The sequence below is a fragment of the Pirellulales bacterium genome, assembly GCA_035533075.1.
Classification (GTDB): Bacteria; Planctomycetota; Planctomycetia; order Pirellulales; family JAICIG01; genus DASSFG01.
Window position 1 is genome coordinate 1 of record DATLUO010000163.1, and the last position, 17,718, is coordinate 17,718.

Below are 17,718 nucleotides of genomic sequence, written 5' to 3' on the forward strand. Positions count from 1 at the left end.
TGACTTCCGTCGAACGATAGGCTTTGCTCTTGCTCACGGGGACGACCTCCTAAAAACAGGGTTTGGGGTTGGTTAAAACAATAACTCAACCTTAACCCTTTCGAGGCGTCCCCGCTCTTTACCCCTCTATAGCCAACTACGCTGATTCGAATGTGCTGAAGCTCGATGTCATTTATGAAGACAATCACCTGCTGGTCGTCAACAAGCCGGCCGGAATTGCCACCCAAGGCGCCGAGGCGCACCAATCCAGCCTGCTGACGCTGGCCAAACAGTATATCAAGCAAAAGTACCGCAAGCCGGGCAAGGTTTATCTCGGCACGGTCAGCCGCCTCGACGCCGCGGTGTCGGGCGTGGTGGTGTTCGCGCGCACGTCCAAGGCGGCCGCCCGGCTGAGCGAACAGTTTCGAGAGCAGACCGTCAAAAAGCTCTACTGGGCGGTGGTGTCGGGCAATCCGGCCGAGAGCGACACGTGCGTCGATTGGCTCGCCAAGGACGAGCCGCGGCAACGGATGCGGGTGGTCGAGCCGGGCACGGCCGGCGCCCAGCTTGCCCGGCTGACGTATCGCCGTCTGCGGCGCCTGGCGGCCGGCTGGCTGCTGGAAATTACCCTTGAGAGCGGCCGAAAGCACCAGATTCGCGTGCAGCTTGCCGGCCGGCGGTTGCCGGTGGTGGGCGACCGCAAGTACGGCAGCGGCGAAACTTTTTCGCAGGGGATTGCCCTCCACGCTCGTATGCTACAATTAGTGCATCCCACGCGCGACGAGGCCATGATCTGGAAGGCCGAGCCTCCGGCGGCATGGAGCGCGTTGGGACTGAAACCTTGACGATGGCCTCATCTTGGAAGCAGGGCGGAACTTTCCGGCTTCCGCAGGGGTTTTGAATACGCGACACGCGGCCTCGCGCCGCGGTTTGTCGGCAGACGCGGCCCTCGGCCGCGTTGCAGCGGCAAGACGCCCGCCGTTGTCAAGGTATATCCTTGGAAAAAGCAGATCGCCGTGTTAATGTGGAGGTGCGGTGCGTCGCGGAATTCGTGAGAATTCCGGGGCCTTGTAAGATTCTGGAGCCTGATCCGTCTCGTGTCGAAGTCGATTTTCCAACAATCTGCCATTGCCAGCGGACTGCTGACCCGTCAGGAGTTGGACGAAGCCATTGCGCTGGCCAGCGCCGAGCGGCATAAGAGCGGGGCTGTCAGCGACGAACGGCTGGCCAAGAAGCTGATCGACTTGGGCAAGATCAACCGCTGGCAGGCCCAGGAATTGGGCCGGGGCCGGATCAAGTTCACGCTCGGCGCCTACCACCTGATCGACTCGCTCGGCAAGGGCGGCATGGGCGAGGTCTATAAAGCGGAGCACTCGGTGATGGGGCGCATGGTCGCCGTCAAAGTGCTGCCGCCGCACAAGACCACGCCCGAATCCGTCGCCAGCTTCATTCGCGAGATACGCACCCAGGCCCAGCTCGACCACGAAAACCTGGTGCGCGCCTACGATGCCGGCCACGACCTCAACGTCCACTTCCTGGTTACCGAATACGTTCCGGGCAACAACTTGCGGAACTTGATCCGTCGCGAAGGCCGGCTGAGCATGCAGTCGGCGGCGTCGATCATTTCGCAGGGCGCGCGGGGGCTGGCCTACGCCCACAGCCGCGGCCTGATTCACCGCGACGTCAAGCCCGGCAATTTGTTGGTCACGAACGACGGGCACACCAAGGTTTCCGATCTAGGTTTGTCGGGCTACTTCAATGATCCGGAGCAGACCGACATTCACGGCGGCAAAGTGGTCGGCACGGCCGACTATCTGGCGCCCGAGCAGATCACCGCTCCGGAGCGGCCCACGCCGGTGAGCGACATCTACGCCTTGGGTTGCACGATGTACTACGCCGTCACGGGCAAGGTGCCGTTTCCCGGCGGCACGCCCCGCGAGAAGGCGCGCAAACACTGCCACGAATACCCGCTCGACCCGCGTCGGCTGAATTCCGAACTCAGCGACGAATTTGTGGAAGTCATCGCCGACATGATGGCCAAGGCGCCGGAAGAGCGGATTCCCACGGCCAATGACGTCATGGCCCGCCTGGCTCCGTGGGTGGAAGGCACGATGGAGCCGCGCCGCGAGGCGGCCCTGGCGGCTCCGGTGCAGTTGAGCTATTCTCCGCCCCGCCCGGTGCCCACGCTCAGCGACACCACGCCGATTTTCGTCTCGCCGCCGGCCGAAGACCCCAGCCAGGTCGAGAGTCCCAGCCAGCTTTCGCTGGGCACCCAGCCGGTCGGCATGGCGAGCCAAGAGACCGTGCCGATGTATCCGCTGGAGCCGAGCATCTGGCAATCGCAGTTTGGCGACATCTCGCCGTTGGTAAAGATACTGATCGGCGTGGGCATGATCACGGCCATCGGCACGATTCTGGCGGTCGTCATCGGCCTGATCTACGCGGCGGCCACTTCGCCGTAAGCGGTCTCGACCAGCCATATCGGCTGCACCTTGGAGGTAAGGTGGGGCCAGCGAGCTTGCGAGCGCCGGCCCACCGTGTTGGACGTAGACCATCGCCAAAGCCAATCAACGTTTAGGAACCCTGCCGCGCGAGTTCCGCCGCCCATTGCGAATCGGCGTCGTCGAGACGTGCCGGCGAAGGAGCAGTGTAGTCCACGTCGTTGTCGTAACCGCCCCGCTCGTAGGTTTCCTCAAAAACGGCCCCCAGCTCCAGGGCGACATCAGGGTCGCCCGGCAGCAAGGGGATGGCAATTGTCGGCAATGGCTGGCGGACGCCCCAGGGAACGATCTGGCACATGGGCCGTTGGTCGGCCCTCGAAACGAAGGCGTAATAGCGTGCGGGCGGCAGGGGTTTCGCCAAGGGCAGTCGCTGCCCGCCAATCAATAGGTCCAGTTCCACCAGATGCACCGGCTGACAGAGAATCGCGTTGCGCTTTGCCAGATAATCGCCCCGGCCCTGACCGGTCTTGTTCGTCGGCGAAAGCAATTCAATGATTCCGACGAGCGAACGTTCGGGCCGATGATAAATCTGAACGTAGGTTTCACGCGATTGCCCGAAATCGCCTGTCATGTCAAACAGCAGGGTTCGCTCGTTGATGCGAGCGTGGTAACCGCGGGGCAGCCGCTGTCGAATTTGGTGCCGCAAGCAGCTTATGAATTCCGAATGGAAATCGGGCCATACGCCCGGATCTTCCAGATACGGATTCACTCCTGGAAAGGGATTAGGCATTGTCATTGCTCAGCGTGGAAGGGCAGACCATTCTAATCGGCCGCGACTCTTGCATCCACCGTCCCTTGCGCGCTGCGCGGATCGAGCTGCCGCATGAGTCTTGTGTTCGCCGGCACCCATCGTAAAATGTTGATGCGTGTTGAACACTGCCCCGCCATATAAGGAGTCACCCGCCATGTCGCGATCCAGCCGCCGCCATTTTCTCAAAACCTCGCTCGCCGCCGCCGGTGCCGCGGGAGTTGCCACCTTCGCCGGTACCCAAGCATCGGCCAAAGCGCGGGGTGCCAACGACGCCATCCGCGTCGGCATCGCAGGACTCAACGGACGCGGCGGCGAACACTTGAAACAGTTTGCTTCGCTCCCCGGCGTGGAAATCACCTATTTGATCGATCCCGATCAAAAGGTGCTCGAGCGCCGCGTGAAGGAAGTCGAGTCGCTCACCGGCCGCAAGCCGCAGGCAATCCAGGACGTTCGCAAGGCGCTGGACGACAAAGAACTCGACGTGATCACCGTCGCCACACCGAACCACTGGCACTCGCTGATCGCCATCTGGGCCTGCCAGGCGGGCAAAGACGTGTACGTCGAAAAGCCGTGCAGCCACAACGTTCACGAAGGCCGCATCGCCGTCGAAACGGCCCGCAAATACAACCGCATCGTGCAGCACGGCACCCAAAGCCGCAGCGATAGCGACTGGGCCGGCGCGGTCGATTTCGTCCGATCGGGCAAGGCCGGAAAGCTGCAAGTCGCACGCGGCCTGGTCTATAAGCCGCGCCCCAGCATCGGCTTCAAAAAGGCGGAAGCTCCGCCCGATTATCTCGACTTCAATCTCTGGCTCGGCCCCGCGACGGAGCAGCCGTTCCACCGCAACCTGGTGCATTACAACTGGCACTGGTTCTGGGACACGGGCAACGGCGACATCGGCAACCAGGGCGTTCACCAGATGGACATCGCCCGGTGGGGCATCGACGGCGCCACGTTCCCCAAGAGCGTCATCGGCCTCGGCGGCCGCTTCGGCTACGAAGATCAGGGCCAGACCGCCAACACGCAGATCGCCGTGTTCGACTACGGCGACGCCCAGTTGATCTTCGAGGTGCGCGGCTTGCCCACCGAGAACTTTGCCCACACGGGCCACGGCAGCGACAACGTTTTCCATTGCGAAGGCGGGCTCGTCACACGCAAGCAGTTCTATCCCAAGGGGAGCGCCCAGCCGGAGCCGATTCCCAGCGCCCCGATCGGGCCGGGCAAGAACCATTTTGCCAACTTCATTTCGGCTGTCCGCAGCCGCAACCAGTCGGAGCTGAACGCCGACATTCTGGAAGGCCACTATTCGTCGGCGCTTTGCCATCTGGCGAACATTTCGTATCGCTTGGGCGAGAAGGTTCCTTTCAATCCGCAGACGAAAGCCTTCGGCGACAACAAGGAGGCTTACGAGACGCTGGCCCGGATGGAACAGCACCTGACGCGCAACGGGCTGAAGCTCGACGAGATCGATTACCTGCTTGGCCGCAAGCTTGCTTTCGACTCACAGAAAGAGTTGTTCGTCGGCGACGAGCAGGCCAACCGCATGCTGACGCGGGACTACCGCGCGCCGTTCGTGGTGCCCGAGAAAGTGGCATAGGAGGCGAGAGCCGACTGTAGGGTGGGACAAGCGAGCTTGCCGCACCCTACGCATTCACGCGCCAACTACCGGATTGCGCAGCAGCCCCAGCCCGTCGATCTCGACTTCGGCCACGTCGCCGGGCTTCAGGAAGACCTGCGGCTTGCGCGCGACGCCGACGCCGGGCGGCGTGCCGGTGAAGATCAGATCGCCCGGCTCCAGCGTGCAAACCTGCGAGACGTAGGCCACCAACTCGTCGACCGGAAAAATAAACTGGTCGGTGTTCGAGTTCTGCATTGTTTCGCCGTTCAGCCGAAAGCGAATGCCCAGCTTGCACGGATCGGCAACTTCGTCCTTCGTGACGATGGCGGGGCCGCAGGGCCCGAAGGTGTCGAAGGTCTTGCCGAGCAGCCATTGCCGGCTGGGCTTGCCCGTTTGCCAATCGCGGGCCGAAACGTCGTGTCCGGGGCAATAGCCGGCGATGTACTCATAGGCCCGCGCGCGCGGAATATCGCGTCCTCGCCTTCCGATGACGGCCACCAGCTCGGCCTCATAATCGACCTGCTGGCTGACGCGCGGCAGCACAATCGCTTCGCCATGACCGATCAGCGCCGTGGGGAACTTATTGAAGATGACGGGCTCATCGGGCGGCGTGCCGCCGGTCTCGCGCGCATGATCGGCGTAGTTCAAGCCGACGCAAATCACTTTTTGCGCGTCGGGCACGGGGGCCAGCAGTTTTTTGATCGCGGCGGGGTCGATTTCGGGGCCTTCGGCCGCGGCGCGAGCGGCCCGCTTCTGCCCGTCGTCTCCCAGAGCGAGCAGGGCCCGCATGGAAGACGGAAGCCCGCTCGCCGACAGGTCGATATACCGCTCGCCCCGCACGGCGGCGATGCGTGGTCCATCGGCGGAAAGATAACTGACGAGCCGCATGGCATATTCTCCGGTGGTCGTAATCGGACTGTAAAACAGGCGTTGTAGCATGGAATGCACCCGGTGCCCAGCCACCGCCGCGCCCGGCGGCGCCGCCGAACCGAGCGAGAACCGGGCACGCGACTCTGCTACGAGTGTTTGCTGAAGAACTCGTCGGAGGCCACGAAGCCGGCGATCACGTCTTCGTTGGTCATCAGTCCTTGAGCGAACTCGCTGACCCAGTAGTTGATTCCGGCCTGGTCGGGCGAGCGGCCCAGGAAGGTCTGGTAGTCGCCGGTGACGCGCGTGGTTTCGCGTTCCAGGCTGGTGGTGAAGCCCAGCGCCACCTGTTCTCGTGATTCGCCGCCGGCCAGTTGCGCCAGCCAGAACGATAGGCCGTTTGCATCGGCCGGTCGGTTCAGTAGTTTCAGATAAAGGGCGTTGACCCAGCCCGAGTCCGTGCCGCCCGCGTTGGTGTAGAACTCGGCCGACGCGATGAAGCCCGCTTCCAGCTCCTCGTCGGTCAGGCCGTGGTCGCGCAACTGGCTGGTCCAGTAGGCCAGGCCCGCGGCGTCGGCAGCGCGCCCCAAATACATCTCGTAAGCGGGCGTGATTATCTTGTCGGCGTAATACTCGTCGCTGTGCGTCAAAGCCGTCGCGAAGTCTTGCCGCGAGAGGCCGCCGGCCAACTGCCCGGCCCAATACGACACATCGGCGGCCGACGCCGCGCGGCCCAACACGTCTTGGAAGGCCGCCGCCACGTAGTCCTGCAACTGGCTCAGCGTCGGGCTCGGTCCTAGATGCGCCACGGGCAGCGGGGCCGGACCCGCCGGCGGCGCCGTCAGGCCCGAAAGCACCGGGTCGCCGGCCAGCGCTTGTTGGAAAATGCTGGGCAGCGACGTCACCGGCGCGAATCGCGCCGTCAGAAACGTGAGCGCGTCGATCCGGCCGTTCACCTGCACGACGTCGCTGGCGCTGTTGATTTCGGTGTTGGGCGTCACCGCGACCGCCGTGCCGCCGCCGGCGTTGACCGTGCTGTTCCCGTTGCCCGTCAACTGCTTGTAACTGACGGTGCCGTCGGCGTTGTATTGCGGAGCGAACTCGGCGAAGACGAAACTCGTTGCACTGCGGGCAGCGAGGCTCTCGCCCGTGCCGCTGGTGTCGCCTCCGCCGAACAGCACGTCCTCTCCCGTGCCGCCCAACAGGGTGTCGGCGTTGAGGCCGCCGATCAGCACGCCGAACGCACTCGTGTCGTTGGCCAGATCGTTGGAATCGACCGGCGAGCCATACATATAAAGGCTCTGGATGTTCTGGATTTGAATCGGGTCGGCGCTACCAAAATTGCCGACGTGCGCGTGGTAGACGTTTCCGGTCGCGGCGGCCGTCTGCGGCACGACCACGTTGAGCTTGTTATGGAAACCGCCGGGGCTGGTGCCGCCGTCGAGCTTCAACGTCGTCGTAATCGGCAACTCGCCGGGACCGGCCGACCCGTCGGCATTCTTCGTGGCGGTGTTCGGTAGGAACAGATTGAACGTATCGTCGACCAACTGGCTGCCAAGCTGGTTGCCGCCATTCACCTCGACCGTCGTGCCCGCGCCCATGTCGAGATACTCGACGAGCACGTGCGGCGCGTTCAAGGGGCGGCCGATCGACATGTTGTCGATGTTGTACACCTGCCCGCTGGTCGAACCTTGATCGTTGAGATCGAGGGTTTTCACCTTATCGACGACCAAGAGTCCGGCGATGCCGTCGAGGCGATGGCCCAGGTCGCCCACGTCGACGGTTCCGCTGGCCTGTCCCTTGAGATTGACCGGCGTGGTGCCGAGCGTGCTTTGAACATTGAAATCGAGGGCGGCGTTGGTGCCCAAATTCACGTAGACTTGTGCCAGGCCGCTGTAATTCACGGTTCCGGCCATGCCCAGCCCGGTGATGCTGGTGGCGGTGAGCGTGCCGGAAGTGCTGGTGGCGTCGCCGCCGTCGTCGAGGTTCAGCGTATTGTTGGCCCCGGCCGCGGCGACGTTCACGGTGCCGGCAATTCCGGAGACGACGCCCGCGCCGCTCGCGCCGGCGGTCGACGAGATGTTGACGGTGTCGCCGCCGCCGTTGGCGTTGATGTTGGTGGTGGTGCCCCCCAGCGTTTGTTGGAGGTTGATCGTGTCGTTGCCCGCCCCGCTGAAGACGTTGATGGTGGGCGAGTTGATGGCGCCATCGAGATCGATCGTGGCACCGGGGGTGGTATCGTTGTTGTTGAAATCGGCCCGCAGGGTGACGGTTCCGGCGGTGGCCGCGAGGGTACTGCCGGCGTCGATCTTCAGATTGTCGCCGGCCCGCAGCTCGATGTTGCCGCCGCTCGACGTCAACGTGGAGCCGCCGCCGAGCTCCAGGTTGTCTTTCGGACCGCCGGCTTCGTCGTGCTGTTCCTCGGCCACGGTGATCAGGACGTTGCCCGTGGTAGTGACGTTGATGCCGGAGTTGAGCGTAAACGGTCCGCTGGTGATGGTCAGCGCGGCGAGCGGATGGAGGCCGCCCACCTTACCCTCGAACTGCACGACGCCAAAGTTGCCGAAGGCGCGGCCGCCGCTAGTGTCGATCGTCAGCGCGGCGCCGCCGAGATTCAGCGCATCGACCGTCGAACTGAAGGTCACGTTGGCGTTGTCGTTGAGCGTGGCCAACGTGTCGTCGATCGTTACCTGCACTGCGCCGCCGTAGCTCTGAGCGCCGGCGGATCTGATCAGGCCACCGTTGAGGTTGGACGTGCCGGTCACTGACAGCGAGTTCAGCGCGAATAGGCCGCCCACCGCGCCATCAAAGGTCACCGCGGCGTTGATCATCAACGCACGGGGAGTGGCGTCGCTGTCCAGCATGCTGGCGAAGGTGACCGAGGTGGCATTGAGCGTAGTGTCGGCCGAGAGCGTCGCCGCTCCGCCGTAATCCTGCGTGGTGGTGGTCGTAACCGCGCCCCCCTCAATGTCGGCCGTGCCTGTCACCGACAGCGACTTCAAGGGATTGGCGCCGCCGACCGCGCCGTCAAACGTGGCCGCACCGTGGATCGTGAGAACTCGGGCTGTGGTGTCGCTGTTCAGCGTACCGGCGAACGTCACCGTGGTGGCGTTGAGCGTGGTATCGGCCGAGAGCGTCACCGCTCCGGCGTAGCTTTGCCTGGTGGTGGTCGTGACGGCGCCCCCCTCAATGTCAGCCGTACCCGTCACCGACAAGGATTTCAGGGCGTGTAGGCCGCCCACCACGCCATCGAACAGGGCGTCGCCCGTGACGGTCAAGGCGTCGGTGTTGCTGGCGGCGTCGTCGAGCGTGCCGCCAAAGGTGATGGTGGTGCCGGTCAGATCGAGAGCCTTGCTCGTCGGCCCGACCGTGACCGCGCCGTCGTAGTTTTGCATCGTGCTGGTGGTGACCGCGCTGGCGGCCGAAGCGAAGCTGCTCGTTCCCGTGACGTGCAGCAAGAGCAGCTCTTTGGCGCCGCCCACCACGCCGTCGAACACGGCGTTGCCGCTGACGGTCAAGGCGTCGGTGTTGCTGGCGGCGTCGTCAACCGTGCTTCCAAAGGTGACCGTGGTGCCGGTCAGATCGAGGGCCTTGCTCGTCGGTCCGACCGTGACGGAGCCGTCGTAGCTTTGCGTCGTGCTGGTGGCGACCCCGCTGGCGGCCGAGGCGAAGCTGGTCGTTCCCGTGACATGCAGCGAGAGCAGCTCTTTGGCGCCGCCCACCACGCCGCCGAACACGGCGTTGCCGCTGACGGTCAAGGCGTCGGTGTTGCTGGCGGCGTCGTCAACCGTGCTGCCAAAGGTGACCGTGGTGCCGGTCAGATCGAGAGCCTTGCTCGTCGGTCCGACCGTGACGGAGCCGTCGTAGCTTTGCGTCGTGCTGGTGGCGACCCCGCTGGCGGCCGAGGCGAAGCTGGTCGTTCCCGTGACATGCAGCGAGAGCAGATCCTTGGCGCCGCCCACCACGCCGCCGAACACGGCGTTGCCGCTGACGGTCAAGGCGTCGGTGTTGCTGGCGGCGTCGTCGAGCGTGCTGCCAAAGCTGATCGTGGTGCCCGTCAGATCGAGAGCCTTGCTCGTCGGCCCGACCGTGACCGTGCCATCGTAATTTTGCGTTGTGCCGGTGGTGACCGCGCTGGCGGCTAAGGCGAAGCTGCTCGTTCCCGTGACGTGCAGCGAGCGCAGCTCTTTGGCGCCGCCCACCACGCCGCCGAACACGGCGTTGCCGCTGACGGTCAAGGCGTCGGTGTTGCTGGCGGCGTCGTCGAGCGTGCTGCCAAACGTCACGATGCCCCCGGTGCTGGTGAGATCCAGAGCAGCCCCCGTCGGACCAGCGGTCACGGTCCCATTGTAGTTCTGGGCGCCGCTGGTGGTGACGGCGCTGGCCAGCAGGGTGAAGTCGCTGGTGCCCGTCACGGTCAACGACTTCAGTGGCGTGCCACCGACCACGTTGTCGAACACGGCATTGCCGCTGACGGTGAGCGCGTCGGTGTTGGCGGTGGCGTCGTTCACGGTGTTGCCGAAGGTCACGCTGCCGCCGGTGCTGGTGAGGTCCAGAGCGGCCCCTGTGGGACCGACGGTCACGGCCCCGTTGTAGTTCTGGGCGCCGCTGGTGGTGACGGCGCTGGCCAGCAGGGTGAAGTCGCTGGTGCCCGTCACGGTCAACGACTTCAGCGGCGTGCCGCCGACCACGTTGTCGAACACGGCGTCGCCGGTGACGGTGAGAGCGTCGGTGTCGGCGGTGGCGTCGTTCACGGTGTTGCCGAAGTTCACGCTGCCGGCGGTGCTGGTGAGGTCCAGCGCGGCCCCGGTCGGACCGACGGTCACGGGCCCGTTGTAGTTCTGGGCGCCGCTGGTGGTGACGGCGCTGGCCAGCAGGGTGAAGTCGCTGGTGCCCGTCACGGTCAACGACTTCAGTGGCGTGCCGCCGACCACGTTGTCGAACACGGCATTGCCGCTGACGGTGAGCGCGTCGGTGTCGGCGGTGGCGTCGTTCACGGTGTTGCCGAAGGTCACGCTGCCTCCGGTGCTGGTGAGGTCCAGCGCGGCGCCCGTCGGACCGACGGTCACGGGCCCGTTGTAGTTCTGGGCGCCGCTGGTGGTGACGGCGCTGGCCAGGAGCGTGAAGTCGCTGGTGCCCGTCACGGTCAACGACTTCAGTGGCGTGCCGCCGACCACGTTGTCGAACACGGCATTGCCGGTGACGGTGAGCGCGTTGGTGTTGGCGGTGGCGTCGTTCACGGTGTTGCCGAAGGTCACGATGCCGCCGGTGCTGATGAGGTTCAGAGCGGCCCCCGTGGGACCGACGGTCACGGGCCCGTTGTAGTTCTGAGCGCCGCTGGTGGTGACGGCGCTGGCCAGGACGGTGAAGTCGCTGGTGCCCGTCACGGTCAACGACTTCAGCGGCGTACCGCCGACCACATTGTCGAACACGGCGTTGCCGGTCACGGTGAGCGCGTCGGTGTCGGCGGTGGCGTCGTTCACCGTGCTGCCGAAGGTCACGATGCCGCCGGTGCTGGTGAGGTCCAGAGCGGCCCCGGTCGGACCGACGGTCATGGCCCCGTTGTAGTTCTGAGCGCCGCTGGTGGTGACGGCGCTGGCCAGCAGGGTGAAGTCGCTGGTGCCCGTCACGGTCAACGACTTCAGCGGCGTACCGCCGACCACATTGTCGAACACGGCGTTGCCGGTCACGGTCAGCGCGTCGGTGTTGGCGGTGGCGTCGTTCACAGTGCTGCCGAAGGTCACGATGCCGGCGGTGCTGGTGAGGTCCAGAGCGGCCCCCGTCGGACCGACGGTCACGGGCCCGTTGTAGTTCTGAGCGCCGCTGGTGGTGACGGCGCTGGCCAGGACGGTGAAGTCGCTGGTGCCCGTCACGGTCAGCGACTTCAGCGGCGTGCCGCCGACCACGTTGTCGAACACGGTGTCGCCGGTGACGGTCAGCGCGTCGGTGTCGGCGGTGGCGTCGTTCACCGTGCTGCCGAAGGTCACGCTGCCGCCGGTGCTGGTGAGGTCAATCGCGGCTCCGATAGCGCTGATGACAACTGGTTGCTGGTAGTTCTGGTCGCCGCTGGTGTTGATCGCGCCGCCGTTCAGGTCGCTGGTGCCCGTGCCGTCGAGCGTCAGTGTCGTCAGGCCGGGAGCGGTTACGCCCACGGTATCGTCGAAGGTGGTCGTGCCGCTGCTGGTGACGTGCAAAGCGAAGGCACCGTCGACCGTCTTGGCGAAGGTCACATTGGTGGCGGTCAAGGCGGTCGTCGTTTGCAGCGTTACCGCGTTGTTGAACTTGAGCTGGGCCGCCTGCATCGCGTCGGTGTGGATCAGCGTCTGGCCGGTGCCCGGCGTGACGCCGTCGACCGTCAACGTGCCCAGCGCGTCGCCGGGCGACTTTCCGACTTCGCCTTTGAAGGTCGTCGAAGGACTGTCGACCTCCAGGTCGTGGGCGGTGCCGTTGGTGTTGACGGTGTTGTCGAACGTGACGGCGGTGGCTGCTTTGACATTGCTGGTCGTTTGCAAAACGACCGCGTTCGCAAAGACGACCGTCGAAGCAACGACTTTGTCGGTGTTGACGTTCGTGGTTCCGCTGCCGCTGGTGGCGCCGTCGAAGGTGAGCGTGCCGAACGGGCCGCCGGCGCCGACTTCGCCGTCCAACGTCGTGCTGGAACTTTCCACCGTCAGGTCGTGGACCGTGCCGTCGGTGTCCAGCGTGCCGTTGAAGTCGATCGTGCCCGCCGCGGCGGTCGATTCGAGAGTCGCGGTGGCAGTGAGCTTGACGGCACCCGTGTAGGTCTGGTCGTTGACGGTTGTGATATCCGCGCCGATGTTGATCGTCTTGGCGGTGACCGACAAGGCGGCCGTGCCGGCAGTCAGATTCAAAGTGTTGAGATTGACAACATCGGTGTTGGTGGTGTCGTCGATCGTCAAACCGGCGTCAAAGTCGGCCGCGAAACCGGCGGTCGTGGTGACCGTGCCGCCGCCGTGGGTGTCTTTGATGGTAAGCGAACTGCCGGGTGCAACAAACGTCGTGGCTTCGAAGGCGGTGTTCGTGCTCGCCAGCTCCGGCATGCCGCCGTTATCTTCGAGCACGGCGTCGGCGCCGCCGGGCAAGACGAACACTACGTCCGTCGCCGTACCGGTGTTGCCGATCGGCGTGAGGTTCGTGTAGTCGATCACTTGCCCGCTGCTGCCCAACTGCACGCTGCCGGCGTGGGCGCCGGTATAGGTGTAGGTGTCGGTGTCGAACGAGCCGCCCAGGATATTGAGGGCATTGCTCGGAGTGCCGGGCAACGCGCCTCCGTTGAACATGATGCCGCCCGCGATGACGAACGTGCCGCCCGAGTAGTCGATGTCGAGCGTATTGGCCACGTTGGCGGCGCCATTGATGGTGACGGAGGTCACGCTGGCCAGGGGCCGGGAATCGAGCACCGTGGCGCCGCTGCGAAGCTGCAAGTTGCCGCCGCTTTGAATCAACCTCAGCGTGCCGCCGGGCGACGTGGCGTTGAACGGACCGGTGACGACGATCGCCACATCGTTTCCGGTGCCGCCCAGATAAGTGAGATAGGCGCTCAAGCCGCTGCCCAGAAGGTTGCTGCTGACGAGGGCCCCTTCGGCCAGGCCGGCGAAGGTGCCGCTGACAGGATTGCCGCCGCCGTTCTTGATGAGGATGTACTCGTCGCCCGCCTGCGGCACGTAGCCGCCGAAGGAGCTCAGGTTCAGCGTGGCGCCGCCCAGGCTGACGTTGCCGCTGACGTTGTCTTCGGAATAGCTGCCGGCGGTGTTGCCGCCGATCGCGACGTCGAAGTTCGCGCCGCTGGTCAGGCTGAGCGAACCGGTGTTGAGGATGGCGGGGGCGTCGCCGGGCGACAAACTGCCGCCGCTATTGACCGTCACCGTGCCGTTGGCCGAGCCTTTGCCACCCAACGTGCCGCCGTTTTGCACCGTCAGGGCGCTGGCCGCGGCGGTCGAGCCGTCGACCAGCAATTTGCCGGCGCCGACCGTCGTGGCGCCCGTGTAGTCGTTCGTGCCCGACAGCGTCTGGGTGCCGGCGCCGTCCTTCGTCAAAGCGATCGTTCCGCTGCCGTCGTCGATGCCGCCGGCGAACGTGCCGCCGCCGCCGCTGACGCCCACGGTCAAGACCGAGCTGGTCGCGGCGGCGCTGTTGGTGATTGTGCCGTCGCCGCTCAGTCCGTCGATCGACTCGCTCTGGCCGTTCATGTCGAGCACGGCCGGCAAATTGACGGCCAGCTCGCTGGTGTCGGCCAGGGCGTTGCCGCCCGCGCCGCTTTCAAGCTGGAAGGTCCCGCTCGTGAGGGTAATCGTGCCGGTGCCGGCGTCGAGGGCGTTGGCCGCGGCCAAATCGGCGGTGCCGACGCCGCTGACCGTGATGTCGCCGCCCGCCGACAATACCTGCGAACCGCTGTTGTCGATCGAGAGGCTGAGATTCGTGCCAGACGATGAGGTGCCGGCGGTGGCCGCGATGCCGATGGTGCCGCTGCCGACCGCGGTCAGATCGCCGCCCGTCGCCAGGTCGAAGCCGTCGTTGCCGCCGGTCGTGCCGCTGCCGCCGGTGGCGGTGACCGAGACGTTGCCGCCGGCGCCGGTCGTGATCAAGGCGCTATTGGCCACCAAGACGCCGACATTACCGCCCTGGTTGGACGCGCTGGAGATGCCGCCTTGTCCGGTCACCGAGACGTTGCCGCCGCTGGAAGTGACCTTCGACCCGGCGCCAGTGACATAAACGCCGAAATTGCCGTCTCCCGCAGCGGCGCCGCCGGTGCCGGTGACGGTGACGGTTCCAGTTCCAGTGGTCTCAACGCCGCCGCCAAGGACTTCGATGCCGTAGTTCGAGCCGTTGCTGTTTCCGCCGGTGGCCTCGAGCAGCACATTGCCGCTGCCGGCAGCCTGGACGTAAACGCTATCGACGTCGATGCCGGCGAAATTGCCGCTGGCGGTTCCCGCGGTGTTGGCTTTGACGGTCAGATCGCCGTCGGTGCTGATGCCGACCACCGAGTCGACCGTGGTCACGGTCAGGCCCAGCGAGTCGACGAGCGCGAAGCCCGCCGATGAACTCTTGGCCGCCACGTCACTGATGGCGCTGGGATTGGTCGAGAGGTCCGCTCCGCCCGATGCATCGACCGCCAGATCCGTGACGCTGACGGCCCCCGTGCCCGATTCTGTAACCGCGCCGCCGGTGAGGAGCGACAGAGTGCTGTAGCCCGCGTGCGTGGTGACGGGGGCGGTGACAGTAATATCGCCGCTGTTGTCGCTGCGGCCGATGCGCACCGTGCCTGCCGTGAGCTCCGCCAACGCCGTATCGCTCACATTCAGGTCGCCGGCCGTGGTGCCGCCGCCGAGGTCGATATTGCGCGCGGTCGTGGTGGCTTGCTGGATGGTGACGGTGCCCGTGCCGGCGTCGATACCGTCGGTGGCGGTGTTGAGCACAAAATCATCGGCGCTGATCGTCACATCGCCGTTGCCGCCGTTGCGGTTGGTTTCAATCGAGGGGTTCGCCCCACCGTGGAGAGTGACGGTGCCGCCGGCGCCGGTGCTGAGGCTGATGGATCCGCCTTGGGTGGCCAGAATGGTCGGGCCGAAATCCGTTTCTAGGATGGAAACGTCGCCTCCGGCCGTGGCGCTGATGGTGCCGGTGCCGTGGGCGCTGACCAGCGAGCTGTCGTCGATGTTGATCTTGCCGCCGGCCGAAAGGACGACGCTCCCGCCGCCTTCGATGTCGCCGAAAGTCTGCGTGCCGGTATCGCCGACGAACAGGTTGCCGGCGGCGTCGAGCGTGGCCGTGCCCCCCGAGGACGCGACGGCACCGGTGAAACTGTCGAAGCCGGAGCCGTTGTTGCCGCCTAGCAAGATGTCGCCGCTGGTGGTGGTGACGCTCACCGCTCCCGGACCCTCGACGTTATCGCCGTTGGTCGTGATCGTGACCTTGCCGGCGTTGGTCAGGCTGATATCACCCGAGGTAGTGACGTGTACTCCGTTCACGCCGGAGATCACGCCGCCATTGATGGTGAGGTCGTCCGTGTTGCCAATAAAGATGCCCCCGGTCGCGGTTTGGGCCGACAGGTTGCTGACCTGGGTTGCCAGCGGCGTCGCAGACGAGCCGATGCCCGTGCTGGCCGACAGGGCGAGGCTGCCGCCCTTGATCGTGCCGGCGGTCTGGCTGATGGCGCCGCCGGCGTCGAGCGAAACGGTGCCGTTGGCGGTAATGCCGTCGACGTTGATGGTGTCGGCCGTCACGGTGAGGTCGCCGGCGCCCGTGGCCAAGTCGATGCCGTCGAGCGAGACGGTGGAGTTGGCCGTGTTGCCGTCGATCGCGAGGCTGGCCAGCGTGCCGCTGTATGTGATCGGCGCGGCGCCGTCACGGGTAACGCTGGAGTCGGTGACGACGTAGGTATGCGCCGCCCCGGTTGCATCGTTCACGTTCAAGGCGGCGGCAGCGGTCGACGTGGTGAAGGCCAGGCCCTGGGGCAGGCTGGCGCCGCTCGTATAGTCGACGTACAGCGAACCGTTGGTCAGCGTGGGGACGTTGCTCCCGCTGTTCCCGGTCGCGCTGACGGTTCCGGCGATGTACGTCGTGGTGTTGGTGCTGACGAGCGCGACATTGCCTTTGCCCGTTGATTTCACGGCCGCGCCGCCCACGATTTCGATCGCATCGTTGTTGCTTCCGCTGCCGCCCGTTCCGGTGATCTGGACGGCGGGACTGGTATCACTGGCAGAAGTCACCTGCGGACCAAACAACTCGACGCCGTAATTGGTGCTTGAGGGGCCGCTGCCGCCGGTGCCATCGAGGGTGACGGTGGCGGCGCCCGTCGAACTCACTCCTCCGGTGCCCTGAGCGTAGATTCCATCGTTGTGACCGCCCGTCCCGGAGCCGCCGGCGCCTGTGATCTGGATGTTCCCAGAGACGGATGTCACCGTGGCTGAGTCGAGAAAGACGCCTTCGTTGGATTCGGTGGGGCTACTGCCACCCGTGCCGTCGAGGGTAATGGTTGCCGAGCCGGTTGACGAGATCGTGCCGCCGCCAACAAAGATACCATCGCCGTCCGAGACGCCGCCATTGCCGCCCGTGCCGGTGAGTTGAATACTGCCGCTGGCCGAGGTGAGTGTGCCCGTGACGTCGATTCCGTCGAAGCTGCCGCTGCTGACCGCGGCCGTGTTCGCGCTGAGGATGACGTTGCCGCTGGACGTCGAGACGTTCGCTCCGCCGTTTACATCGATACTCGTATCGACGTTTGCATCCAACGTATTCGCGCCGAACGACGAGGCGCCATTGAGCGTCAAGCCGGGAAGCGCAGTCGAGTTGCCGAGGGTGACGGTGAAGTTGTTGGAATAGGCGTTGGCACCGCTGTCGTTGAAAGTCACCGAGTCGCTGCCCGACGAGGCGCCAGTGTCGGTGATATCGATCCCGGTGGTGAAGGCGGCCATGCCTGCGGCGGTGACAGTCAGCGTCGCGGTGCCGTTGCCGCTGACGTTGGCGTCGTCCGTGCCGCTCCATGAACCGGAAGTCAGCGTGAGGTCGTAGGTGGTGCCGTTCGACACGATGGCCAGGGCGTCGTTCGTTTGCAGGGCGATGTCAAGCGTGGGGGCGCTGTCCGCGAAAGTCGCCAGCATGCGCCGGTCTTCCAGAAATTCATGGCGGAGAATGCTGAGGCGGTTGAGAAAGTCGGGGGCGCGAAAGTTGGACCGCAGCGTGCGCGGTTTCTTTTGACGGCGGCTGTTCTTACGAGAAGGCTTGGACCCGCGGTGAAAACTCATGGCCGATAACTCCCAGTGGTGGCAAAACCGCCTACAGCACGCCGGTCGCCCGTAAACCGGCTTATTCTCTCGGTCCGGGCATGAACCGTGGCCGCCCCGAAATTGAAGCACGTAAGTTCCTGTGTAGTCAGGAGTGTGGCGAAGTCAAGGAAATTGTGCGGCTGCCGGTTGAAATTTGCTTGCGGCCGGCGAAGTGGTGGTGGGATTGGCAGGCAAGTATCGGTGGCCATGTCTCGACGT

General features: G+C 65.1%; 6 protein-coding genes. 3 read left to right on the forward strand and 3 right to left on the reverse strand.

Annotated elements, in window-relative coordinates:
• Positions 1–152 precede the first annotated feature (152 nt).
• Both VNH11_20265 and VNH11_20270 read left to right on the forward strand, forming a co-directional pair.
• Positions 153–824, forward strand: coding sequence for an RluA family pseudouridine synthase (locus tag VNH11_20265; protein HVA48711.1), 672 nt, complete (start codon positions 153–155; stop codon positions 822–824).
• Positions 825–1,076: 252 nt separating this feature from the next.
• The gene (locus tag VNH11_20270; GenBank protein ID HVA48712.1) at positions 1,077–2,441 is read left to right on the forward strand and encodes a serine/threonine-protein kinase; all 1,365 of its coding nucleotides are present in this window, start codon (positions 1,077–1,079) and stop codon (positions 2,439–2,441) included.
• Between the two features lie 112 nt (positions 2,442–2,553).
• Here the strand turns inward: VNH11_20270 and VNH11_20275 are convergent, their stop codons facing one another.
• Positions 2,554–3,210, reverse strand: a complete 657-nt coding sequence (locus VNH11_20275) for a DUF4058 family protein (protein HVA48713.1) — start codon at positions 3,208–3,210, stop codon at positions 2,554–2,556.
• 175 nt (positions 3,211–3,385) lie between these two features.
• Between VNH11_20275 and VNH11_20280 the strand changes: the two genes are divergently transcribed.
• Entirely contained in the window at positions 3,386–4,828 is a 1,443-nt protein-coding gene (locus VNH11_20280) for a Gfo/Idh/MocA family oxidoreductase (GenBank protein ID HVA48714.1), read from the forward strand.
• A gap of 54 nt (positions 4,829–4,882) precedes the next feature.
• Here the strand turns inward: VNH11_20280 and VNH11_20285 are convergent, their stop codons facing one another.
• Both VNH11_20285 and VNH11_20290 read right to left on the reverse strand, forming a co-directional pair.
• Positions 4,883–5,788, reverse strand: coding sequence for a fumarylacetoacetate hydrolase family protein (locus tag VNH11_20285; GenBank protein ID HVA48715.1), 906 nt, complete (start codon positions 5,786–5,788; stop codon positions 4,883–4,885).
• A gap of 77 nt (positions 5,789–5,865) precedes the next feature.
• Positions 5,866–17,478 carry a DUF4214 domain-containing protein gene (locus VNH11_20290; GenBank protein HVA48716.1) on the reverse strand — a complete coding sequence of 3,871 codons (11,613 nt, stop codon included), beginning with the start codon at positions 17,476–17,478 and terminating at the stop codon, positions 5,866–5,868.
• Between the last annotated feature and the right edge of the window lie 240 nt (positions 17,479–17,718).

Bases quoted from the DNA above. Each gene is read 5' to 3' on its own strand.
- VNH11_20290 (HVA48716.1), bottom strand. From the start codon at position 17,478: ATGAGTTTTCACCGCGGGTCCAAGCCTTCTCGTAAGAACAGCCGCCGT.
- VNH11_20285 (HVA48715.1), bottom strand. From the start codon at position 5,788: ATGCTACAACGCCTGTTTTACAGTCCGATTACGACCACCGGAGAATAT.
- VNH11_20280 (HVA48714.1), top strand. From the start codon at position 3,386: ATGTCGCGATCCAGCCGCCGCCATTTTCTCAAAACCTCGCTCGCCGCC.
- VNH11_20275 (HVA48713.1), bottom strand. From the start codon at position 3,210: ATGCCTAATCCCTTTCCAGGAGTGAATCCGTATCTGGAAGATCCGGGC.